This is a genomic window from Ferrovibrio sp. (assembly GCF_046297895.1).
Taxonomy (GTDB): Bacteria; Pseudomonadota; Alphaproteobacteria; order Ferrovibrionales; family Ferrovibrionaceae; genus Ferrovibrio.
The window spans coordinates 121,175-141,065 of record NZ_JBKBHC010000008.1 but is presented as its reverse complement, the minus strand read 5'-3'; the positions used below and the strand labels follow the sequence as shown (position 1 = coordinate 141,065).

At 63.7% G+C, this 19,891-nt stretch carries 21 protein-coding genes; 12 read left to right on the top strand and 9 right to left on the bottom strand.

Translation table 11 applies throughout. From position 1 onward, the window contains the following. Window positions 1-27: 27 nt before the first annotated feature. On the top strand, window positions 28-735 hold the full coding sequence (locus ACK4FK_RS15000; RefSeq protein ID WP_409745904.1) for a hypothetical protein: 708 nt from the start codon (window positions 28-30) through the stop codon (window positions 733-735). An 18-nt stretch (window positions 736-753) separates the two neighbouring features. On the opposite strand, the gene ACK4FK_RS14995 is transcribed toward ACK4FK_RS15000, so the two are convergent. Beyond that, window positions 754-1,290, bottom strand: coding sequence for a flavin reductase family protein (locus ACK4FK_RS14995; RefSeq protein WP_409745902.1), 537 nt, complete (start codon window positions 1,288-1,290; stop codon window positions 754-756). Window positions 1,291-1,295: 5 nt separating this feature from the next. Next, window positions 1,296-2,990, bottom strand: coding sequence for a tetratricopeptide repeat protein (locus tag ACK4FK_RS14990; protein WP_409745900.1), 1,695 nt, complete (start codon window positions 2,988-2,990; stop codon window positions 1,296-1,298). Between the two features lie 201 nt (window positions 2,991-3,191). Between ACK4FK_RS14990 and ACK4FK_RS14985 the strand changes: the two genes are divergently transcribed. Genes ACK4FK_RS14985 through ACK4FK_RS14955 form a run of 7 tightly spaced genes read left to right on the top strand, consistent with a single transcriptional unit; the run spans window position 3,192 to window position 9,209 of the window. Next, a complete protein-coding gene (locus ACK4FK_RS14985; RefSeq protein ID WP_409745898.1) occupies window positions 3,192-3,659 on the top strand; it encodes an SUF system Fe-S cluster assembly regulator in 468 nt (155 codons plus the stop codon). 17 nt (window positions 3,660-3,676) lie between these two features. After that, window positions 3,677-5,137, top strand: a complete 1,461-nt coding sequence (gene sufB / locus ACK4FK_RS14980) for a Fe-S cluster assembly protein SufB (RefSeq protein ID WP_409745896.1) — start codon at window positions 3,677-3,679, stop codon at window positions 5,135-5,137. 28 nt (window positions 5,138-5,165) lie between these two features. Next, window positions 5,166-5,915: a Fe-S cluster assembly ATPase SufC gene (gene sufC, locus ACK4FK_RS14975; protein WP_409745894.1), complete on the top strand. Its 750-nt coding sequence runs from the start codon at window positions 5,166-5,168 to the stop codon at window positions 5,913-5,915. Between the two features lie 10 nt (window positions 5,916-5,925). Further along, window positions 5,926-7,233 carry a Fe-S cluster assembly protein SufD gene (gene sufD / locus ACK4FK_RS14970; protein ID WP_409745892.1) on the top strand — a complete coding sequence of 436 codons (1,308 nt, stop codon included), beginning with the start codon at window positions 5,926-5,928 and terminating at the stop codon, window positions 7,231-7,233. After that, window positions 7,230-8,480: a SufS family cysteine desulfurase gene (locus tag ACK4FK_RS14965; RefSeq protein WP_409745890.1), complete on the top strand. Its 1,251-nt coding sequence runs from the start codon at window positions 7,230-7,232 to the stop codon at window positions 8,478-8,480. The genes sufD and ACK4FK_RS14965 overlap by 4 nt, the downstream gene beginning before the upstream one ends. Next, entirely contained in the window at window positions 8,480-8,824 is a 345-nt protein-coding gene (locus ACK4FK_RS14960) for an SUF system Fe-S cluster assembly protein (protein ID WP_374303674.1), read from the top strand. Before ACK4FK_RS14965 ends, ACK4FK_RS14960 begins: the two co-directional genes overlap by 1 nt. A gap of 13 nt (window positions 8,825-8,837) precedes the next feature. Next, window positions 8,838-9,209, top strand: coding sequence for a HesB/IscA family protein (locus ACK4FK_RS14955; protein ID WP_409745889.1), 372 nt, complete (start codon window positions 8,838-8,840; stop codon window positions 9,207-9,209). Here ACK4FK_RS14955 and ACK4FK_RS14950 read toward each other — a convergent pair whose 3' ends face one another. Beyond that, on the bottom strand, window positions 9,210-10,802 hold the full coding sequence (locus ACK4FK_RS14950; RefSeq protein ID WP_409745887.1) for a hypothetical protein: 1,593 nt from the start codon (window positions 10,800-10,802) through the stop codon (window positions 9,210-9,212). It abuts the gene before it with no gap. A gap of 97 nt (window positions 10,803-10,899) precedes the next feature. Between ACK4FK_RS14950 and ACK4FK_RS14945 the strand changes: the two genes are divergently transcribed. From ACK4FK_RS14945 to ACK4FK_RS14935, 3 genes are read left to right on the top strand one after another with little or no spacing between them, the layout of a single operon-like run. Then, complete coding sequence (locus tag ACK4FK_RS14945; RefSeq protein WP_409745885.1) at window positions 10,900-11,646, top strand: class I SAM-dependent methyltransferase; 747 nt, start codon at window positions 10,900-10,902, stop codon at window positions 11,644-11,646. Further along, a complete protein-coding gene (locus ACK4FK_RS14940) occupies window positions 11,643-12,635 on the top strand; it encodes a glycosyltransferase family 2 protein (protein WP_409745883.1) in 993 nt (330 codons plus the stop codon). The genes ACK4FK_RS14945 and ACK4FK_RS14940 overlap by 4 nt, the downstream gene beginning before the upstream one ends. Further along, complete coding sequence (locus tag ACK4FK_RS14935; protein ID WP_409745881.1) at window positions 12,632-12,967, top strand: DMT family transporter; 336 nt, start codon at window positions 12,632-12,634, stop codon at window positions 12,965-12,967. Before ACK4FK_RS14940 ends, ACK4FK_RS14935 begins: the two co-directional genes overlap by 4 nt. 12 nt (window positions 12,968-12,979) lie before the next feature. Here ACK4FK_RS14935 and ACK4FK_RS14930 read toward each other — a convergent pair whose 3' ends face one another. Both ACK4FK_RS14930 and ACK4FK_RS14925 read right to left on the bottom strand, forming a co-directional pair. Then, complete coding sequence (locus ACK4FK_RS14930) at window positions 12,980-14,101, bottom strand: DegT/DnrJ/EryC1/StrS family aminotransferase (RefSeq protein WP_409745879.1); 1,122 nt, start codon at window positions 14,099-14,101, stop codon at window positions 12,980-12,982. A gap of 10 nt (window positions 14,102-14,111) precedes the next feature. Then, a complete protein-coding gene (locus tag ACK4FK_RS14925) occupies window positions 14,112-15,089 on the bottom strand; it encodes an NAD-dependent epimerase/dehydratase family protein (protein WP_409745877.1) in 978 nt (325 codons plus the stop codon). 68 nt (window positions 15,090-15,157) lie between these two features. Between ACK4FK_RS14925 and ACK4FK_RS14920 the strand changes: the two genes are divergently transcribed. Next, window positions 15,158-15,631: a hypothetical protein gene (locus ACK4FK_RS14920; protein ID WP_409745875.1), complete on the top strand. Its 474-nt coding sequence runs from the start codon at window positions 15,158-15,160 to the stop codon at window positions 15,629-15,631. A gap of 10 nt (window positions 15,632-15,641) precedes the next feature. Here ACK4FK_RS14920 and ACK4FK_RS14915 read toward each other — a convergent pair whose 3' ends face one another. From ACK4FK_RS14915 to ugpB, 4 genes are all read right to left on the bottom strand, one after another. Further along, window positions 15,642-16,715, bottom strand: a complete 1,074-nt coding sequence (locus ACK4FK_RS14915) for a sn-glycerol-3-phosphate import ATP-binding protein UgpC (protein ID WP_409745873.1) — start codon at window positions 16,713-16,715, stop codon at window positions 15,642-15,644. Between the two features lie 9 nt (window positions 16,716-16,724). After that, window positions 16,725-17,582, bottom strand: a complete 858-nt coding sequence (ugpE, locus tag ACK4FK_RS14910; protein WP_409745872.1) for a sn-glycerol-3-phosphate ABC transporter permease UgpE — start codon at window positions 17,580-17,582, stop codon at window positions 16,725-16,727. Then, the gene (gene ugpA, locus ACK4FK_RS14905) at window positions 17,582-18,463 is read right to left on the bottom strand and encodes a sn-glycerol-3-phosphate ABC transporter permease UgpA (RefSeq protein WP_409745870.1); all 882 of its coding nucleotides are present in this window, start codon (window positions 18,461-18,463) and stop codon (window positions 17,582-17,584) included. Before ugpA ends, ugpE begins: the two co-directional genes overlap by 1 nt. Window positions 18,464-18,535: 72 nt before the next feature. Then, the gene (gene ugpB, locus ACK4FK_RS14900) at window positions 18,536-19,882 is read right to left on the bottom strand and encodes a sn-glycerol-3-phosphate ABC transporter substrate-binding protein UgpB (RefSeq protein ID WP_409745868.1); all 1,347 of its coding nucleotides are present in this window, start codon (window positions 19,880-19,882) and stop codon (window positions 18,536-18,538) included. Between the last annotated feature and the right edge of the window lie 9 nt (window positions 19,883-19,891).

Genomic DNA, 19,891 nt, shown 5'->3' with positions numbered 1-19,891 from the left:
GGCGGGTTAAGCCGCTAGGATATGGGCATGAACCTGCAACCGCGCTTCTTCAACCCCATCGGCACCCTGCCGCATGCCGACCGCCTCGGGTTCCTGACCCAGGATGTGCGGGCGGCGGGCACCGTGCTGGGGTTTTTCAGCGCGGCGGCGGCCTTGGGCGCGCGGCCGGATGAACTGGCGCTGCTGGTCTGCCGGCGGCACAGCCCGCAGGACGTCCATCGCCAGATCGTGCTGGTCTTCCACAAGGATGGCGCGTTCACCGATGCCATGCAGCGGCTCTATCGCGCCCATGGCCGGCCGCTTGGATTCGAGGCGCAGAAGCGCTGGTGCGCGACGCCCGAACCGAGCTTCCTGGCCGACGAGACCTATGCCCTGCTGGCAGCGCGGTTTCCCAACCTTCTGCTGATCGAAGAGCTGCCGGACGGAAAGCGCAGGATAGCGGTCTATGCCTCGGCCGGCTTCCGCGATCACCCGAAGCTGAAGCTCGCGCCGCTGTCCCAGGCCATGGGCGGAGCGGTGACGCGACCGGCCGCCAAGGTCACGCCGCTGCCGCCGCGCCCGCGTCCGCTGCCCGAGAAGCCGCTGCCGCGGCCTGCGGCCATGGCGGCCGCTGCGCAGGTGGTGCCGCTGCGGCCGCGCAAGCTGCGCAGCGCAGTGGCGCTGAATGAAAAGGTCGAGCGCAAGGTGGTGGACGAGTTTCGCCGCCTGCTGCGCACTGTCGCGCTGTATTCCTAGGCGCTGTATTCCTGATCGCTATTCCTGCGGCGTTGCCAGCGGCCCTGTGCACATGTAGGCGCCGTCCTGGTAGACCAGCGGCGCCACATCGGAGCGGCATATCACCCGCACGACGCGGCCGATGCAGATGGAATGCGTGCCATAGGCATGCAGCGCCTCGACCTCGCAGAAGATGTTCGCCTGCGCATCGGCCAGATAGGGCACGCCATCGGCATCGCTGCGCCATTCACCCTCGCCGAAACGGGCTTCGCCCTCCAGCGCGCCGCTGAAGACTTCCGACAGGCGTTGCTGGCTGCAATGCAGCAGGTTGATGCAGATGCGCCGGCCGAGGCCAAGCTGGGCATGCAGGGCTGCCGAGCGGTTGACGCAGGCCAGCACGGCGGGCGGGTCGGCAGAAACCGAGGTCACCGCCGTCGCCGTCATGCCTTGGCGCAGGCCGCTTTCCGAGCGGGTGGAGATCACCGTCACGGTGGCCGCCAGCCGGCGCATGGCGGCACGGAAAGCGGTCTCCAGCGGGATGGCGGCGTCGGTGGCGGTGTTTGGCGAGGAATCCATGGCCGCTAAGATGTAGTCGAGGGCAACGTCCGCTTCAATTCCGCGGCCACGGATTCCGCCTGGCCGCGCCAGTCGTTGGCGGTCTGCTGGCGCCAGAGCCGGGCGGTCGGATACCATGGCGTCCGTTCGCCCTCCAGGCCCCAGTACCAGTGCGGCGATATGCCCTTGTTCAGCAGCACCCAGGTCGGCTTGCCCAGCGCGGCGGCCATGTGGGCCGTGGTGTTGCTGGTGGCGATCACCAGGTCCATGGCCGCCACTTGGGCGGCGAAAGCATCCAGGTCCTTCAGCTGGTCGATGTCGGGATCGACCAGCAGCTCGGCGCCGCAGGCCGCCTTCAGGTCCTGGCGGTCGGCTTCGCGGTTGCCATATTGCAGGTCGACGAAGCGATAGCCGGGCAGACTCAGGAAGGGGGCGAAATCGGCAAGCTGCGCCGATTTCGGCGCCCCCAGCTTGGGATTCGCGCTGTGCCAGGCGATGCCGACCAGAGGGCCGCCATGGTCCTTGCGATAGCCGGCCCGCAATGCTTCCGCGCGTGCCGTGTCGGCACGCAGGGCCAGGGCGCCCGTGCAGTCGGCCGGCGACTGGCGCAGCACCGCGGCCACATCGAAAAGTGTGGCCTGCACGGCCAGATCGGGTTCGCGGAACCGCGGGTTGGGAGGATTGGTGCGCGCATAGGCCTCGATGCCGGGGAAGCTGCGCTGCAGCAGGGGGATCATGCGTGGATCGCATTCGATCACCGGCGTGATCGTTTTCTGCAGCAGTTCAGGGATCAGGCTGATCAGCACCAGCGTCTCGCCCACGCCCTGTTCGGTAAACAGCAGCATCCGGCCGCCGGAGGGCAGCGGCCCGCCGCGCCAGATCGGCTGGTCAAACGGCCGCTTGTCGACATCGGTGTCGGCCAGGCTCCAGCGGGCGCCAAAATGCGGCCACGCCTCGCGATACTCGCCTTTCACCATCAGGGCGACGGCATAGCGCATATGCGCCTCACCATCGCCCGGCTTGGCCTGCCAAGCGCGGTGATACCAATGCAGGGCGGCCTCGATATCGCCCTTGAAACGCTCGAGGTCGCCCAGGGCAATCATGAGTTCGACGCTGTCGGCGGGCAGTTTCACCGGCGCGGCAAAAGTGGCCTTGAAGGCGGCTTCGGCGCCGGTCACATCGCCCAGCGCGATCAGGGCAATGCCAAGGTTTTTGTGGAACATGGCAATGCCGGGATTCAGCGCAATCGCCCGGCGCAGGATGTCTGCTGCCCCGGCATGGTCGTGGCGGTTGATCAGCGCGGCGCCCAGGTTGCTCATCGCCTCGGCATAGTCGGGCTTCAGTCCGATGGCCGCCTCGTAGGCCTTGATCGCGTCGTCCAGCTCGCCCAGCTGACCCAGCAGGTTGCCGTAATTGTTGTGCGCCTCGGCGTATTTGGGCGCCAGCAGGATGGCCTGCTGCAGGCTGGCGCGGGCAGCCTCCAGATCGCCGCTCTGGCGCAGCAATTCGCCAAGGTTGCTGTGAAACAGCGGCTGGCGGCCGTTCAGCATGATGGCCTGCCGCAGCAGGGCAATCGCCTCGGCCGGCCGCCCCGCGGCATGCAGACGCAGGGCCTGGTCGTTCAGCCGGTTGGCCTCCAGTTGCACGGTGGCCGGGGGCAGGGCGGCGGAACCGGGTGTCGCCGCTGTTTTTGCCTGTGCCCGCCGCTGTTTACGATTCACGTCCCGCCCTCCATGGCTCTGGGCGTTAACCTTTGCCCGGCACCCCTTAAAGACGGGTTTAAACCGCTCCGGATCGTCGTGAGCGCCGGCTTGACTTCGGGGGTTGGGAAATCATCTTGCAAAACAGACCGGATTGGTCTTATTTGCGCCGATGATTCCGACCGATCTAGTCCGGTTTCGTAATTGCGAAGGATTTGCAATATGTTGCGTCTCAGTCGGCTGGCCGATTACGGCGTCATGGTGATGGCCCATGTCGCGGCCGAGCCCCGCGGCGTGCATAATGCCGGCGATGCCGCGGCCGCCACGGGTTTGCCCGGACCGACGGTGGCCAAGATCATGGCCAAACTGTCCCGCGCAGGCCTGCTCGCCTCCCAGCGTGGCGCCCATGGCGGCTATCGCCTGGCGGATGCTCCGGAAGCCATTTCGGTTGCCGCCATCGTCACCGCGCTGGATGGCCCGATCGCGCTGACGCAATGCTCCAGCAACCACCAGCCCAGCGCCTGCGACCGCGAGAATCTGTGCGTGTCGCGCCGCGGCATCAACCGCATCAACACGGCCATCCGCAGCGCGCTGGAAAGCGTGACGCTGGCAGAACTGGCCCGACCCTACGATTTCTTCGGGCCCTATCCGCCGCGCGCGGATGCCGCCACCACCGACACAGCCGAGTAACGAAGGACAGCTGCCCCATGGCTGCCAATGCCCAAACCATCGAAACGGTCGAGAGCCTGGCCGGCGAGTACAAGTACGGCTTTGTGACCGACATTGAGTCCGAGATCCTGCCCAAGGGCCTGAACGAGGACACCATACGCTTCATTTCGGCCAAGAAGGGCGAGCCGCAATGGATGCTGGATTGGCGCCTGAAGGCCTATCGCGCCTGGTTGCGCATGGCGGAAGAGAAGGGCGAGCCGGGCTGGGCCAAGGTCAGCTATCCGAAGATCGACTTTCAGGACATTCATTACTATGCCGCGCCGAAGAAAAATGCGCTGAAAAGCCTGGACGAGGTAGATCCGGAACTGCTGGCCACCTATGAAAAGCTGGGCATTCCGCTGAAGGAACGGGAAATCCTCGCCGGCGTGGCCGTGGATGCCGTGTTCGACAGCGTCTCGGTTGCCACCACCTTCAAGGAGAAGCTGAAGGATCTCGGCATCATCTTCTGTTCGATGTCGGAAGCTGTGCGCGAATATCCCGAACTCGTACAGAAATATCTCGGTTCCGTGGTGCCGATCACCGACAACTTCTATGCCACGCTCAACTCGGCGGTCTTCTCGGATGGCTCCTTCGTCTATGTGCCGCCGGGCGTGCGCTGTCCGATGGAACTGTCCACCTATTTCCGCATCAATGAAGCCAAGACCGGACAATTCGAGCGTACCCTGATCGTGGTCGACAAGGGTGCCTATGTCTCGTATCTGGAAGGCTGCACGGCGCCGATGCGCGACGAGAACCAACTGCATGCCGCTGTCGTCGAGCTGGTCGCCATGGAAGACGCCGAGATCCGCTATGCCACCGTGCAGAACTGGTATCCCGGCGACAAGGATGGCCGTGGCGGCATCTACAATTTCGTCACCAAGCGCGGGGCCTGCCGTGGCGCGCGTTCAAAGATTTCCTGGACCCAGGTGGAAACCGGGTCCGCCATCACCTGGAAATATCCCAGCGTGATCCTGCAGGGCGATGACTCGGTGGGCGAGTTCTATTCCGTGGCGGTGGCCAACAATGCCCAGCAGGCCGATACCGGCACCAAGATGATCCATATGGGCAAGAACACCAAGTCGACGATCATTTCCAAGGGCATCTCGGCCGGCAGGGCGCAGAACACCTATCGCGGCCTGGTGCGGGTGATGCCGGGGGCTGCGGGCGCGCGCAACTATTCCCAGTGCGACAGCCTGCTGATCGGCGACCGCTGCGGCGGCCATACCGTGCCGTATATCGAGGTGAAGAACCGCTCGGCCAAGGTCGAGCACGAAGCCACCACTTCGCGGATTTCCGACGACCAGCTGTTCTATTGCCGCCAGCGCGGACTGTCGGAAGAGGATGCCGTCTCCACCATCGTCAACGGGTTCTGCAAGGAAGTGCTGCAGAAGCTGCCGATGGAATTCGCTGTCGAGGCGCAGAAGCTGCTCGGTGTCAGCCTCGAAGGCTCGGTCGGCTGAGCGAAAAAGAATTACAAGGACCCGCCCCATGCTTGAGATCAAGAACCTGCACGCCACCGTCGACGGTAAGGAAATCCTGCGTGGCATCGACCTCGTCATCAAGCCGGGCGAGGTGCATGCCGTGATGGGGCCGAACGGCTCTGGCAAATCCACCCTGTCCTACGTGCTGGCCGGCCGAGATGGCTATGAGGTCACCCAAGGAGACATTCTGTTCAACGGCTACAGCCTGCTGGAAATGGAGCCGGAAGAGCGCGCCCGCGAGGGCATCTTCCTGGCCTTCCAGTATCCGGTCGAGATTCCGGGCGTTGCCAATGCGACCTTCCTGCGCTCCGCGGTGAACGCCGTGCGCAAGCACAAGGGGCTGGCCGACATGGACGCCATGACCTTCCTCAAGACCGCCAAGGCGAAGATGAAGCAGCTGCAGATGGATGAGAAGTTCCTGCAGCGCGCCGTCAATGTCGGGTTCTCGGGCGGCGAGAAGAAGCGCAACGAGGTGTTCCAGATGCTGATGCTGGAGCCCAGCCTGATGATTCTGGACGAGACGGATTCCGGCCTGGACATCGACGCGCTGAAGATCGTGGCCGAGGGCGTCAACGCCCTGCGCAGCCCGGAACGTTCAGCGCTGGTGATCACCCACTACCAGCGCCTGCTGGACTACATCGTGCCCGATGTCGTGCATGTGCTGGCCGGCGGCAGGATCATCAAGACCGGCGGCAAGGATCTGGCGCTCGAACTTGAGGCCAAGGGCTATGCCGACATCGTGGCGGATGCGGCCTGAGGGAACGCCGATGCCAGCTCCGTCTTTCATCGACCGTCTCGGCGACGCCCACAGGGCTGCAGTTGCCAGCCTGCCCGGTGCCTCGCTGCCCGAGGTGATCGCGCGCCGTCAGGCCGCCCTGGACAGTTTCCGTCGCCACGGCCTGCCGACCGCGCGGCTGGAGGCCTGGAAATTCACCAGCCTGACCGGCCTGGAACGGCAGGTGCCGCCGCAGCCGGCCAACGAAGGCAGCATAGAAGCCGCCCGTTTGGCCGCCGCCGCGTTGTCCGGCGAGAATTTCCGACTGGTCTTCGTCAGCGGACGTTTCAATGCCGCGGCATCGAATCTGGCCGGCCTGCCCAAGGGCGTGCGGTTGCTGCCGCTCAGCCAGGCCGGCGCCGAACTCCCGGCCATGCTGGCGCCTGCCGGCGATGACCGCGCAGGTTCCCTAGCCGAACTGAATGCCGCCTTTGCTAGCGACGGGCTGCTGTTGCAGATCGACGATGGTGTGGTGCTGGAGCGCCCGATTGAACTGCTGGCTTTCGGCGCGCCGGCTCTGGTCAACCTGCGCCATCTGGTGCGGCTGGGGCGCAAGGCAGAGGCCGTGCTGGTGGAAAGCTATCGCGATGCCGGATCGGCGGAAGCCGGCTGGAGCAATATCGTGGCTGGCATCGAACTGGCCCAAGGCGCGAAACTCACGCATATCCGGCTGCAGGACGAGGCGGCGAATGCCTATCACGCAGCCCTCGGTCAGGTGTCGGTTGGCGAAGAGGCGCGTTATGCCCATGTCTCCGTGCAGGGAGGCGGCAGGATTGCGCGACATGAATTGCAGATCCAGTTCGCCGGCCGCGGTGCCGAGGTGGATGTTCAGGGACTGGCGCTGGTGTGTGGCGCCAGCCTTATCGACCACACTCTCCGCCTGCATCACGCCTTGCCCGATTGCCGCAGCAACCAGCTGTTCAAGCATGTGGTAGACGAGCAGGGGCATGCCGTGTTCCAGGGCGGTATCCGGGTCGCGCCGCAGGCGCAGAAGACCGATGCCCAGCAGCTCAGCCGCACGCTGCTGCTGGCCGACCGGGCGCAGATCGACACCAAGCCGGAACTCGAAATCCTGGCCGACGACGTGAAATGCAGCCATGGCGCCTCGATCGGCGACGTGGACGCGCAGCAACTGTTCTACATGCAGGCGCGCGGCATTTCCGCCGCCGAAGCCCGCCGCCTGCTGCTCAGCGGCTTTGCCTATGAGATCGTCTCGGCCGTGCCGGAAGGTGCGTTACGCGACCATGTCGAGGCCTTCGTCGAAACCTGGCTGGCCCAGAAGAAGGACGGGCAGGCATGACCGCGCTCGCTGCCGTTAAGTCCGTCGCCGGATTCGACATCGACCGTATCCGTGCCGATTTTCCGATTCTGGCCGAGAAGGTCTACGGCAAGCCGCTAGTCTTTCTCGACAGCGGCGCCAGCGCGCAGAAGCCGCGTGCGGTGATCGACGCCATGACCCGCATGCTGGAGCATTCCTACGCCAACGTGCATCGCGGCATCTATCATCTCAGCCAGTCGGCCACCGATCAGTTCGAGAAGGCGCGCGACACCGTGGCGCGTTTCATCGGCACGCCCGACAGCCGTGAAATCGTCTTCACCCGCAACGCCACCGAGGCGATCAACCTGGTGGCCTATAGCTGGGGGCAGGCATTCCTGAAAGCCGGCGACGAGGTGCTGATTTCGCACATGGAGCACCACGCCAATATCGTGCCGTGGCAGCTGCTGCGCGACCGCATTGGTATCGTGTTGAAAGTGGCGCCGGTGAACGATGCCGGCGAGCTGATCTGGGACGAGTTCGTCAAGCTGATCGGTCCCAGGACGAAACTGGTGGCGATCACCCATGTCTCCAACACGCTGGGCACCATCGTGCCGGTGGCCGATGTGGTGCGGGTTGCGCATGAAAAGGGCGTCAGGGTGCTGATCGATGGCAGTCAGGCCGTGCAGCACATGGCCGTCGACGTGAAGGCGCTGGATGTCGATTTCTATGTCTTCACCGGCCACAAGCTCTACGGACCCACCGGCATCGGCGTGCTGTATGCCAAGGCCGCGCTGCTCGAGGCGATGCCGCCCTGGCAGGGCGGCGGCGACATGATCCTGTCGGTGACCTTCGACAAGACCGAATACAACGACATCCCGCATAAATTCGAGGCCGGCACGCCGGCCTTCGTCGAAGCCGTCGGCCTTGGCGCTGCCATCGACTATGTGCAGTCGATCGGGCTGGAGGCGATTGCCGCCCACGAACACGATCTGCTGGTCTATGCCACCGAAAAGCTGCAGGCGGTCAACAGCCTGCGCATCATCGGCAATGCCAAGGACAAGGCCGGGGTGATATCCTTCGTGCTGGAAGGCATCCATCCCCACGATATCGGCACCATTCTCGACCGCGAGGGCATTGCCGTGCGCGTCGGCCAGCATTGCGCCCATCCCCTGATGGAGCGCTTCGGCGTGCCGGCCACGGTGCGGGCCTCGTTTGGTCTGTATAACACCCGGGCGGAGGTGGATGCCCTCTGTGCCGGTCTGCAGCGCGTCAGGGAGATTTTCGGGTGATGAGCGCGGAAGCCAAGAAGCAGGATGCCCTTCCCAGCCCGGAAGACCTGCGGGAGCAGGTGGTGGAGGCGGTGAAAACCGTCTACGACCCGGAAATTCCGGTTAACATTTACGAACTCGGCCTTATATACAAGGTCGAGGTCAACGAGGCCCGCGACGTCCAGATCGAGATGACGCTGACCTCGCCGAATTGTCCGGCTGCCCAGTCGATGCCCAGCGAGGTGGAGCAGAAAGCCCGCTCCATCGACGGCGTCGGCGAGGTGACCGTCGATGTGGTTTGGGATCCGCCGTGGTCGCCGGAGCATATGTCCGAAGCCGCCCGGCTGGAACTCGGGATTATGTAAGGAGCAGCCTGCAATGGCGAGCACAGAGATGGCAACGCCGCCGGCCCGTCCGGCCTTCAAGCCCGTCACCCTGACTGACGCGGCTGCCGAACGCGTGCGGAACCTGATCGCGCAATCGGACAAGCCGGTGATTGGCCTGCGTATCGCGATCAAGACCAAGGGCTGCTCGGGCTTTTCCTACGACATCCAGTATGCCACCGAGAAGGAAAAGTTCGACGAGGTGGTGGAAGACAAGGGTGTCACGATCCTGATCGAGGCGAAGGCGCAGATGTATATCTTCGGCACCGAGATCGACTGGTCGGAAGACAAGCTGCAGTCCGGTTTTGTGTTCCGCAATCCGAATGAGAAGGGCCGCTGCGGCTGCGGCGAAAGCTTCCACGTCTGATTATTTGAGATCTTCGCGGCGGCGGTAGATCGTATAGCGACCCAGGTCCAAAGCCTTTTCGTAATCCTCGAAACGCTTGGCAAACAGCGGGTTGCGCGAGAAGTATTCAAGATAATCGAAACTTTCGCCTTGACAGCGCGGGATTCCGGGCACGTTGTCCACCACCAGAAGGGAGGGTTTCTTCTTGTAGAAATCCTCCGCCACGCTGCGGAACACGAAGGCTTCCGCCTTGCTCATCTTTTCCGGCGGGTTGTAGAGCGGCGCCAGTTCCTCGCAGTCCGCATAGGCGCCTTGCACCATCCACATGCTTTCGAAGCGCATGGTCATCCGCATGTTCAGGTAATTCAGCAGCGGGAAATGGGGATAGATGCCGGGTGACAGCACGAGGATGCGGTCGTTGCGCCGTTCCTGCTTTACCACATGCATCAGGCGTTGCAGCTCGGAGCCCTGGTATTCAAGCTGCTTGAAGAACGGCCGGCTATGCAGGCCTTCCTGATAGAAAATCAGCAACATCAGCGCGGCAGCGAACAGTTTCGCGGGCCGGCTGTCGCCGCGCTTGGGCCAGACCACGTGATCCATCACATGGGCGATGATCACGCCGGCCAGCAGCAGGGTGAAGGCCTGGCCCGGCAGGGCGTGATAGGGCCAGCCCTTGCCCTGGGCATAGCCCGAGAGAAGTCCGCCGATGCCGGCCAGGCAGATGATGCGGGCGAGGTTCGAGCGCATCGCCAGAAAGGCCGCGATGCCGAGCAGGGGCAGGATGGCGGTGGGCGGCCCGAGGTTGGCGCTGAGCGCGAGGTCGAGCATGCTCCATTCGCTGACCTCGCTGTAGAAACTGCGGGCGAGCGGCAGGGCAACGGTGAAATATTCCGGCGTGACGATGACGGCAAACAGGGCGTGGGCGACGCAGATGGCAAAGACAGCCCAGGGGGCCGGATCTGACAGGCTCCGACGCAGGCCAAGCTGGCTGGCGACATAGAGCTCGACGAAAAGCGGGATGCCGAGGAAATATGGTTTCATGGCGAAACCGAAGCCAGCCATCAGGCCGGTGACGATTTTCAGCCGGTTCGACAGCGTCTCGCCATCGGTCCGCCCGCTGGCCACCAGCAGATAGGGCATGCATAGAACCAGCATCATGTGTTCGCGCTGGGCGAACATGTTGTTCGGATAGACGATCAGCAGGAAGAGCAGCAGCAGCGGGAGCAGCGCATCGGCCGTGGCATGGGCCGGGTCGAGGCTGGCCGCCAGAACCATCCGGCAGGTGACGAAGGATGCGGCAATCCCTAAACCCAGCAGGGCAACCAGCACCGTGGTCCCGGGCAGGCCGGTGACCTTGGCGATGGCTTCGGGCAGCAGGTGGATGACGAAAACGAGGGGGGTGTTGATGTCTATGGCGTCGACGTAAAGCCTGCCACCTTCCAGCCAGACCTTGGAAATGTAGAGCAGCACCGCCGTATCGTGATTGATCGGCGGGAAGAAATAGCCGGCGATCCAGGCCGTACACACGGCCAGGACAAGCAGATGCAGCAGACGGGGCCAGTCCCGGCCGCGGCGCTGCAGAGCCTCTGTCGTCGGATCGAATTGGTTCATCATCGACGGGTGGGGATCATTCCGGACTGGCGGATGCTAGGGTCGACTTGGTAAATCATTCGCTTAACAATAAATCAAATGGGAAAACCGGCAGGGGCGAATGGAGCGGGTTGAATACCACCGGATGGCGGCGCTGGAGGATACCATGTGGTGGTATCGCGCCCTCCATGCCGGCCTGATTGACCGCCTGGGGCCGGCCGGAGCGGCTGGCGGCTTGCGGCCCGGCGGCCGGCTGCTGGATGCGGGCTGTGGCACAGGAGGCTTCCTGGCCCGGCTGAAGTCGGCCCGGCCCGACCTCGATCTCGCCGGCCTGGAATTTGACGCCGAAGCCGCGGCCATCGCCGCGGCCAAGACCGGCCTGCCAGTGGAGGCCGGCTCGGTGAATGCCCTGCCCTATCCGGCGGAGAGTTTTGATGCGGTGGTCAGCGCCGACGTGCTTTGCCATGGCGGGGTCGATCAGGATGCAGCCCTGGCGGAATTCCGCCGCTGTCTCAGGCCGGGCGGGCTGCTGCTGCTCAACCTGCCGGCCTATCAGTGGATGGCTTCGGCCCATGATCGCCATGTCCACAACGTACGGCGCTATACGGCCGGCCAGGCATGCCGCCTGCTGGCCAGGGCCGGGTTCGCCCCTGTCGTCTGCGGCTATTGGAACAGCCTGCTGTTTCCGTTAATGCTGCTGCACCGGCTGACGGCCGGGCGGGACGAGGCCGGCAGCGACGTGCGGCCCTTTCCGGCCTGGCAGGAAAGCCTGTTTACCGCCATCACCACCGCCGAACGCCGGCTGGCCCGACTTGGCCTGCGGTTGCCCTTCGGTGGATCGGTCTGGGTCGAGGCCCGCAAGTCATGAACGAAGCCCCAGTTTCCGCAATCACTGCCGCCGAACCGACCTTTGCCCTGTCGATCGTCGTGCCGGTCTATAATGGCGCCGACAGCGTGCCCACGCTGGTCGAGGCCCTGGCGAAACTTGAGGTGCCAGGCGGCCACGAGATCGTGCTGGTCAATGATTGCAGCCCCGACAACTCTCTGGAGGTTTGCCGCGAACTGTGCCGCCGCAACGAGGTGGCGCTGACGGTGGTGAACCTCGCGCGCAATTTCGGCGAACATAACGCGGTAATGGCCGGCCTGAGCCATGCCCGCGGCGCCTATATCGTCAACATGGACGACGACCTGCAGAATCCGCCCGAGGAAGTGGTGCGGCTTTGGCGTTATGCAAAGGATAACGATTACGACGTCGTCTATACCTATTATGCCGAAAAGCAGCATGCGGCCTGGCGCAACCTGGGCAGCCGCTTCACCAACTGGTGCGCGGATTTCCTGCTCGACAAGCCCAAGGGGCTGTATCTGTCCAGCTTCCGATGCATGAGCGCCTTCACCGCCCGCAATATCCTGGCCCATACCGGGCCATTTCCCTATGTGGACGGCCTGATCATGCAGGTGACGCAGAATATCGGTCGGCTGCAGGTGCAGCATCTTCCGCGCGCCGGCGGCCGCAGCAACTACACGATCCGACGCCTGGTGCGGCTTTTCATGTCGATGTTCCTGAATTTCTCGGTCATGCCGCTGCGGCTGGGCACTTTGACCGGATTCGTGATGGCCGGTCTTGGTCTGCTGGTATTCCTCATCATCCTGGTCGAGGCGATGTTTGGCCGGACGCCGCAGGGTTATGCCTCGGTGATGGCGGCTATCCTGCTGCTGGCCGGCGTGCAACTCATCATGCTGGGATTGGTGGGCGAATATCTCGGCCGCCTGTTCCTGACCGTGAACAGGAAACCGCAATTCATCGTCCGTGACGTTCAGCGCAATGCGCGTGCAGGCGAGGGGAAGGGCGCATCATGACCTGGTTTTACGTTGCCCTCGCGGCCGGCGTGCTGCTTGGCGTTGCCGGGCAGGTGCTGCTGAAGGCCGGCGCCAGCGGCGAGACGCTGCTGCAGCAATTCCTTTCGCCGCAATCGATCATCGGGCTCGGGCTCTACTTTGCCGCTGCTGTCTGCTACATGCTGGCCCTGCGCAAGATCCCCGTCTCGGTTGCCTTCCCGAGCGTGTCGCTATCCTACGTGCTGGTGGCGTTCCTGGGCTTCTGGCTGTATGGCGAGCCGCTCACCGCATCGAAGCTGGGCGGCATCGCCCTGGTCTGCGCCGGCGTCTTTCTGATCACCCGTCCGGCCTGATCCCGGCCGGGATCAGCCCCAGACCTGCCTGACGGCGTCGATCACCGTATCCACTTCGGCATCGCCTAGCTGCGGATAGAGCGGCAGGCTCAGCACGCTTTTCGCGGCCAGTTCGGTCCTGGGCAGGCCGCCAGGTCCAAGCAGGATGCGGCCCCGATAGGCCGCCTGCAGGTGCACGGGCACCGGGTAGTGGACCAGTGTGCCGATGCCGCGGTCCTTAAGCCCGGCCTGCAATGCGTCGCGCCGCGTACCGGCATCCACCACATACAGGTGATACACGGGAGCTGCGCCAGGCCGCACGGTCGGCAGGGACAGGCCCGCCAGCCCGGCCAGCCCGGCGCTGTAGCGCGCGGCGATGGCCTGCCGTCGCGCCGTATCGGCCGGCAGGTTGCCAAGCTTCACGCGCAGGATCGCCGCCTGCAGCGGGTCGAGCCGGCTGTTCATGCCCGGGATGGCGCTGATGTAGCGTTCGCGCCAGCCGTATTCGCGCAGGGCCCGCAAGGTCTCGGCCAGGCTGTCGTCGTCTGTGGTGATGATGCCGCCATCGCCGATGGCGCCCAGATTTTTCGTCGGATAGAGGCTGTAGGCGGCGGCCTTGCCCCAGCGGCCGACCATGCGTCCATTCAACGAGGCGCCATGGGCCTGGGCGTTGTCTTCCAGCAGGATCAGGCCGTGCCGTTCGGCAATGGCGGCGATCTCGGGCATGGCGGCGGGCTGGCCATAGAGATGCACCGGGATCACGGCCTTGGGCTTCGGCGCCTGCTGCGGCCAATCCTTCAGCATCGCCTCAAGCGCCGCGGGCGCCATGGTCCAGCATGCATCGATGTCGACTAGTGCCGGCGTGGCACCGGCCAGTTCGATGGCCGCCACGGTGGCCACCGCGGTATGCGATACGGTTATCACAGCGTCGCCCGGTCCGATGCCCATGCCGCGCAGGGCTAAGATCAGCGCATCGGTGCCGCTCGCCACGGCAATGCCGTGTTTGCTGCCCGTATAGACGGCGAATTCCCGTTCGAAGGCGGCCACCTCCTCGCCCTGGATATACCAGCCGTTTTCCAGCACGCGGCGGATGGCGGCATCGATGGCATCGCGTTGCGCCAGGTAGGCAGCTTTGGGATTGGTTTGCGGGATCATCGTCTACGGCTCACAGGTAATGCGCGGCGTGCGCGCGGTAGAACGCAAGTGTTTCAGCCAGGCCTTCGTCCAGACTGTGGCGTGGCCGCCAGCCGGTGACGGCGCGGAAGGCGCTGTCGTCGGCAACGTAGTCGCCGATATCGATTTTCTTGCGCTCGGCAGGGAATTCGCGACGGTCATAGGCGCCGCTGCCGGCAATCCGCACCAGCAGCTCGGCCAGTTCCAGAAGACTGACCGGTGGGCAGCCGCCGATGTTGTAGACTCGCCCGATCGTGGTCTCGCTGAGCGCGGCGGCCAGGAAGGCGTCGACCATATCCTCGACATAGGTGAAGTCGCGCTTCTGCTCGCCGCCCCAGACCTCGAAGCGGGTATCCTGGATGGCGTGGCGGATCCAGATTCCCAGGAAAGTCTGCTTGGCGTCGCGGATGCGCATGCGCGGACCGAATACGTTGGTCAGACGCAGCGCGGTGATGCGCTGGCCGTACACGCGGGCGAACAGCATGTGATACGCCTCGGCGGCATATTTGTGGATGCCGTTGATGTCGGGCGGCGCGATCGGGTGCTTCTCGTCGACGGGCAAATATTGAGGCGGTCCATAGAATTGCCGGGTCGAGCTGAAGATCACCCGGGCTGCCGGATTGGTTCGGCGCAGGGTTTCAAGGAATCGCAGGTTGGCTTCCTGGTTCAGGCGCAGGTCTTCCAGCGGCTGCTGCATGGAGTCCATGTGCGAGGTCTGACCGGCGAGGTTGAAAACAAATGCCGCCTCGCCCAGGGCCGGAGCCACCACGGCTTCGGCACCGATATCGGCCTCGATCAGTTGCACCGGCGGCACCAGCTCTGCCAGGTTGAAGGGATTGGCGCCGTATTGGGCCAGCATGCGGTCGATCACCGTGACCCTGGCGCCAAGACCGGCCAGTCGCCGGACCAGGTTGGAGCCGATGAATCCCATTCCGCCGGTCACGACGACCGGTACGCCCTGCCAGGTCATGTCATCCTCGAATCGGCCCGCACGAGTGGGCGGGCACCGGAAATTTGCCGCTCAATTATGCCCGAACCATGGCTGATTTGTCAGGGGCCGGCCTTGCCGTTCTTGTGGCCGCGCGGCAAACTGCCGGCATGACGCGCGCATCCCTATCCCTAGTTTTGGGCGGACCGGCTCTGGCGGCCATTCTGGCCGGCTGCTCGGGGCCAGTGTCTGAACCATACTATCTCGGCCGTTTCAGGCAGGAAGATGTCGGCATCTATCAACAAGGATTCCTACGCTGGGCCAACGATCCTGCCACTGGGCGGCCCTTTTTCTCGATCTGCTACAATAGTACGCTACATACCGCCGAGCAGGTCCGGGCGCTGGTTCAAAAGCATTGCAGCGATCCACAGTTGAAGTGGAATGTCACCGACCTGTTTTCCTGTTCGCTGTCAGCTCCCGTGCGGGTGACATACAGTTGCGGCTCGCTCAGCCGCACGGCCGAGGAGGCCAGGCCGAACTTGCGGAGCTCAGACAACTATACTGGTGAGATAAGCCTGTACTGACGCCGTGGCCTCAGGCCGGCGTGGCGATGCGCAGACCACTCTCGCGATCGAACAGGTGCAGGCGCGCGATATCCACCACCAGGCCCGGGCGGGAATGGTCGTGGAAACCGGCATGGCTTGGCACGCGAACCACGATTTCCTCGCCGGCGATCTTGCCGTGCAGCAAGGTGTCGGCGCCAAGTTCCTCGGCCACGTCGACATCCAGCATCAGGTGCGGCGTCTCCCCGGCCCTGGCAATACGCAGATTCTCGGGGCGGATGCCCAATGTGTAGTCAGCGGTCGGTACTGACCATCCGGCGGGAAGCGGCAGGATAACCTCGTCGGCCAGTCTGGCCTCTCTACCGTCGATACGGCATTTCATGAAATTCATCGCCGGCGAACCGATGAAGCCGCCGACATAGGTGGTGGCTGGATGATTGTAGACCTCCTGTGGCGAACCGATCTGGTCGGCGCGGCCCTGGTTCATCACCACCAGCCGGTCGGCCAGCGTCATGGCCTCGACCTGGTCATGCGTCACATAGATCGAGGTGACGCCCAGCTGCTGGTGCAGGCGCTTGATCTCCAGCCGCATCTGCACGCGCAGCTTGGCATCAAGGTTGGACAGCGGTTCGTCGAACAGGAACACGCTGGGTTCGCGCACGATGGCGCGGCCCATGGCGACGCGCTGGCGCTGGCCGCCCGACAATTCGCGCGGCTTGCGTTGCAGGTAGGGCTGCAGCTGTAGGATCTCGGCGGCGCGCTGGACCCGCTTTTCGATGTCGGGTTTGCTCATGCCGCGGATGCGCAGGCCGTAAGACATGTTCTCGTACACGCTCATATGCGGATAGAGCGCGTAATTCTGGAACACCATGGCGATGTCGCGATCAGCGGGTTCGATGTTGTTGACCACCCGGTCGCCGATATGGATTTCCCCCTCGGTGATCGCCTCCAGACCGGCGATCATGCGCAGCAGGGTCGACTTGCCGCAGCCCGACGGACCGACGATGACGATGAACTCGCCATCCTTGATCTCCATGTCGACGCCATGGATCGCCCGCACCGGGCCATAATTCTTTTTCACGCTTTTCAGCGTCACCTTCGCCATGACGGGCGCTCACTTTTCCGTTTCAACAAGACCTTTGACGAACCAACGCTGCATCAGCACCACCACCACCACGGGCGGCAGCAGGGCCAGCACGGCCATGCCCATGATCACCGGCCATTCGTAGAAGGCATCCGGCGCCCGGATCAGGCGACCGATCGCCAGCACGATGGTCTGGTATTTGTAGTCCGATGCGATCAGCAGCGGCCAGAGATACTGGTTCCAGCCGTAGATGAACTGGATCACGAACATTGCGGCGATGCTGGTGCGGGTCAGCGGCACCAGCACGTCCCAGAAGAAGCGCATCGGGCCGGCGCCGTCGATGCGGGCCGCCTCCACCAGTTCGTCCGGCACGGTCATGAAGAACTGGCGGAACAGGAACGTGGCGGTGGCCGATGCGATCAGCGGCAGGATCAGGCCGGTATAGGTATCAAGCAGACCGAGATCGGCAACGATCTTGTAGGTCGGAATGATGCGCACCTCGACCGGCAGCATCAGGGTGATGAAGATCATCCAGAAGAAAAAGTTCTTCAGCGGAAAACGGAAATAGACGATGGCGAAGGCCGAGAGCAGCGAGATGATGATTTTGCCCACCGCGATCGAGATCGCCATGATGAAGCTGTTCATCAGCAGCACGATGGCCGGCGTGGCGCCGCTGACGCCCACCAGTTGCGGTCCGTCGAACAGGGCGCGGGCCGTGTTGGTGATCAATTCGGCGCCGGGCAGCAGCGGCATCGGCGTCTGCGACACATCCTGGATCGTGTGCGAGGCCGCAATGATCGCCAGGTAGATCGGGAAGGCGACGATGAATATCGCCGCCAGCATGATCAGGTGGCCGACCGCATCGGCTATGGGGCGACGCTCGATCATCAGTAATGCACTTTGCGTTCGATGTAGCGGAACTGGATCACGGTCAGGCCGATCACGATGGCCATCAGGATCACCGACTGGGCGGCCGAGCCACCCAGGTCCTGTGCCTCGAAGCCGTCATACCAGACCTTGTAGACCAGGATCTCGGTCGACTTGGCCGGGCCGCCGCGGGTCAGCGAGTGGATCACGCCGAAGGTTTCGAAGAAGGCATAGACCACGTTGACGACGATCAGGAAGAACAGCGTCGGCGACAGCATCGGCAACACGATAGTCCAGAAACGACGGAATGGCCTGGCGCCGTCGATGGCAGCCGCTTCGATCAGCGATTTCGGGATCGCCTGCAGGCCGGCGAGGAAGAAAAGGAAATTGTAGGAAATCTGCTTCCATGTGGCAGCCACGACGACGACGAACATCGCCTGACCACCCTTGAGGTGGAAATTCCAGTCTACGCCCATCTGCCCCAGCAGCCATGCGAAGACGCCAGGGCCGGGCAGGAAGACGAAGCCCCACAGCGCGCCGGCCACCGCCGGGGCGACGGCATAGGGCCATATCAGCAGGGTCTTGTAGACCATCGCGCCACGGATCAGGCGGTCGGCCGTGACGGCCAGCAGCAGCGAGATGCTCAGGCCCAGCGTGGTGACCAGCGTGCTGAACAGCGCGGTGATCCTGAAAGAATTCAGGTAATAGTCGTCTTCGAACAGGGCGGCGAAATTCTCCAGCCCGACGAAATAGCTGCTGGTGCCGAAGGCATCCTCGCGCAGTACCGACTGCACGACGGCCTGGCTGGCGGGCCAGAAGAAGAAGACCACGGTGATGGCGATCTGCGGGGCGACCAGCAGATACGGCAGATACCGGTTATGAAAGACGACTCGTTTTTCCATGGGGCGCCATAAAAGAAGCCCGCGCCTTAAAGAGTCAAGGCGCGGGCTTCCGCTTGAGTGAGGGTTAACTCATTACGAGCGCTTGGCGTCGCGCTCGAACTGGCGGAGCAGGCGGTTGCCGCGCTCCACAGCGGCGTCGAGCGCCTCCTTGGGCGACTTCTTGCCCGACCAGACGGCTTCCAGCTCCTCGTCCATCACGTCGCGGATCTGGACGAAATTGCCCAGGCGCAGGCCCTTGGAGTTGTTGGTCGGGGGCTTCAGCATCATCTGCTGAACCGAGGTGTCCGTGCCCGGATTGGCGTTATAGAAGCCCTGCTGCTTGGTGGCTTCATAGGACATCGGGGTGATCGGCAGATAGCCGGTCACCTTGTGCCACCAGACCTGGTTCTCGGTCGACGACAGATAGTCGAAGAACTGGGCCACGCCCTTGTATTCCTCGGCCTTGTGCTTGGCCAGCACCCACAGCGAGGCGCCGCCGATGATCGAGTTCTGCGGCGCGCCCTGCACGTCGCTGTAGTAGGGCAGCATCGAGATGCCCCACTTGAACTTCGCGCCGCGGGCAAAGGTGGCGTAACCGGCCGAGCTTTCCATATGGATTGCGCATTCGCCCGATACGAACTTGGCATTCGCCTCGTTCTTGCGGCCGCCATACACCATCAGGCCTTCCTTCATCCAGTTGGCCAGGTTGGTGATGTGGCGCACATGCAGCGGGCTGTTGAACTGCAGCTCGGTGTCGAAGCCGTCGAAGCCGTTCGACTTGCTGGCAAACGGCACGTTATGCAGCGCGGAGAAGTTCTCCAGCTGCACCCAGGTCTGCCAGTTGGTCTGGAACGGGCAGGTGCTGCCCGAAGCCTTCAGCTTCCGCAGCATGGGCTCGAATTCCTGCCAGGTCTTCGGCGGCTTGTTCGGGTCAAGGCCGGCCTTTTCGAAGGCGTCCTTGTTGTAATACATCACCGGCGTGGAGGAATTGAACGGATAGGACAGCATCTTGCCGTCCGAGGTGCTGTAATAGCCGGTCACCGCGGTGATGTAGGAACCGGGGTCGAACTTGTAGCCGTTCTCGGCCATCAGCTGATACACGGGCTTGATCGCGGCGCGCGAGGCCATCATCGTGCCGGTGCCGACTTCGAAGACCTGCACGATATGGGGGCCCTTGCCGGCGCGGAAGGCGGCCATGGCAGCGGTTAGCGTCTCGGGGTAGCTGCCCTTGTTGACGGCAACGACCTTGTACTTGCTCTGGCCCTTGTTGAAACCTTCGGCGACCTCGTTCACCCGCTCGTTCAGGGCGCCGGTCATCGCGTGCCACCACTGGATCTCGATGCGGTTGTCCTGCGCCTGCGCGGCAAGGCCGGGGGCCACCACGGCCGTGCCGGCAATCAGCGCGAGCGCAAGGCGCGCGAGTTTCCCTGTCGATTTCATTGTGCTGTC

Excerpts from the sequence above, each read along its gene's own strand:
- ACK4FK_RS15000 (WP_409745904.1), top strand. The coding sequence starts at position 28 with ATGAACCTGCAACCGCGCTTCTTCAACCCCATCGGCACCCTGCCGCAT.
- ACK4FK_RS14995 (WP_409745902.1), bottom strand. The coding sequence starts at position 1,290 with ATGGATTCCTCGCCAAACACCGCCACCGACGCCGCCATCCCGCTGGAG.
- ACK4FK_RS14985 (WP_409745898.1), top strand. The coding sequence starts at position 3,192 with ATGTTGCGTCTCAGTCGGCTGGCCGATTACGGCGTCATGGTGATGGCC.
- sufB (WP_409745896.1), top strand. The coding sequence starts at position 3,677 with ATGGCTGCCAATGCCCAAACCATCGAAACGGTCGAGAGCCTGGCCGGC.
- sufC (WP_409745894.1), top strand. The coding sequence starts at position 5,166 with ATGCTTGAGATCAAGAACCTGCACGCCACCGTCGACGGTAAGGAAATC.
- sufD (WP_409745892.1), top strand. The coding sequence starts at position 5,926 with ATGCCAGCTCCGTCTTTCATCGACCGTCTCGGCGACGCCCACAGGGCT.
- ACK4FK_RS14965 (WP_409745890.1), top strand. The coding sequence starts at position 7,230 with ATGACCGCGCTCGCTGCCGTTAAGTCCGTCGCCGGATTCGACATCGAC.
- ACK4FK_RS14960 (WP_374303674.1), top strand. The coding sequence starts at position 8,480 with ATGAGCGCGGAAGCCAAGAAGCAGGATGCCCTTCCCAGCCCGGAAGAC.
- ACK4FK_RS14955 (WP_409745889.1), top strand. The coding sequence starts at position 8,838 with ATGGCGAGCACAGAGATGGCAACGCCGCCGGCCCGTCCGGCCTTCAAG.
- ACK4FK_RS14950 (WP_409745887.1), bottom strand. The coding sequence starts at position 10,802 with ATGATGAACCAATTCGATCCGACGACAGAGGCTCTGCAGCGCCGCGGC.
- ACK4FK_RS14945 (WP_409745885.1), top strand. The coding sequence starts at position 10,900 with ATGGAGCGGGTTGAATACCACCGGATGGCGGCGCTGGAGGATACCATG.
- ACK4FK_RS14940 (WP_409745883.1), top strand. The coding sequence starts at position 11,643 with ATGAACGAAGCCCCAGTTTCCGCAATCACTGCCGCCGAACCGACCTTT.
- ACK4FK_RS14935 (WP_409745881.1), top strand. The coding sequence starts at position 12,632 with ATGACCTGGTTTTACGTTGCCCTCGCGGCCGGCGTGCTGCTTGGCGTT.
- ACK4FK_RS14930 (WP_409745879.1), bottom strand. The coding sequence starts at position 14,101 with ATGATCCCGCAAACCAATCCCAAAGCTGCCTACCTGGCGCAACGCGAT.
- ACK4FK_RS14925 (WP_409745877.1), bottom strand. The coding sequence starts at position 15,089 with ATGACCTGGCAGGGCGTACCGGTCGTCGTGACCGGCGGAATGGGATTC.
- ACK4FK_RS14920 (WP_409745875.1), top strand. The coding sequence starts at position 15,158 with ATGGCTGATTTGTCAGGGGCCGGCCTTGCCGTTCTTGTGGCCGCGCGG.
- ACK4FK_RS14915 (WP_409745873.1), bottom strand. The coding sequence starts at position 16,715 with ATGGCGAAGGTGACGCTGAAAAGCGTGAAAAAGAATTATGGCCCGGTG.
- ugpE (WP_409745872.1), bottom strand. The coding sequence starts at position 17,582 with ATGATCGAGCGTCGCCCCATAGCCGATGCGGTCGGCCACCTGATCATG.
- ugpA (WP_409745870.1), bottom strand. The coding sequence starts at position 18,463 with ATGGAAAAACGAGTCGTCTTTCATAACCGGTATCTGCCGTATCTGCTG.
- ugpB (WP_409745868.1), bottom strand. The coding sequence starts at position 19,882 with ATGAAATCGACAGGGAAACTCGCGCGCCTTGCGCTCGCGCTGATTGCC.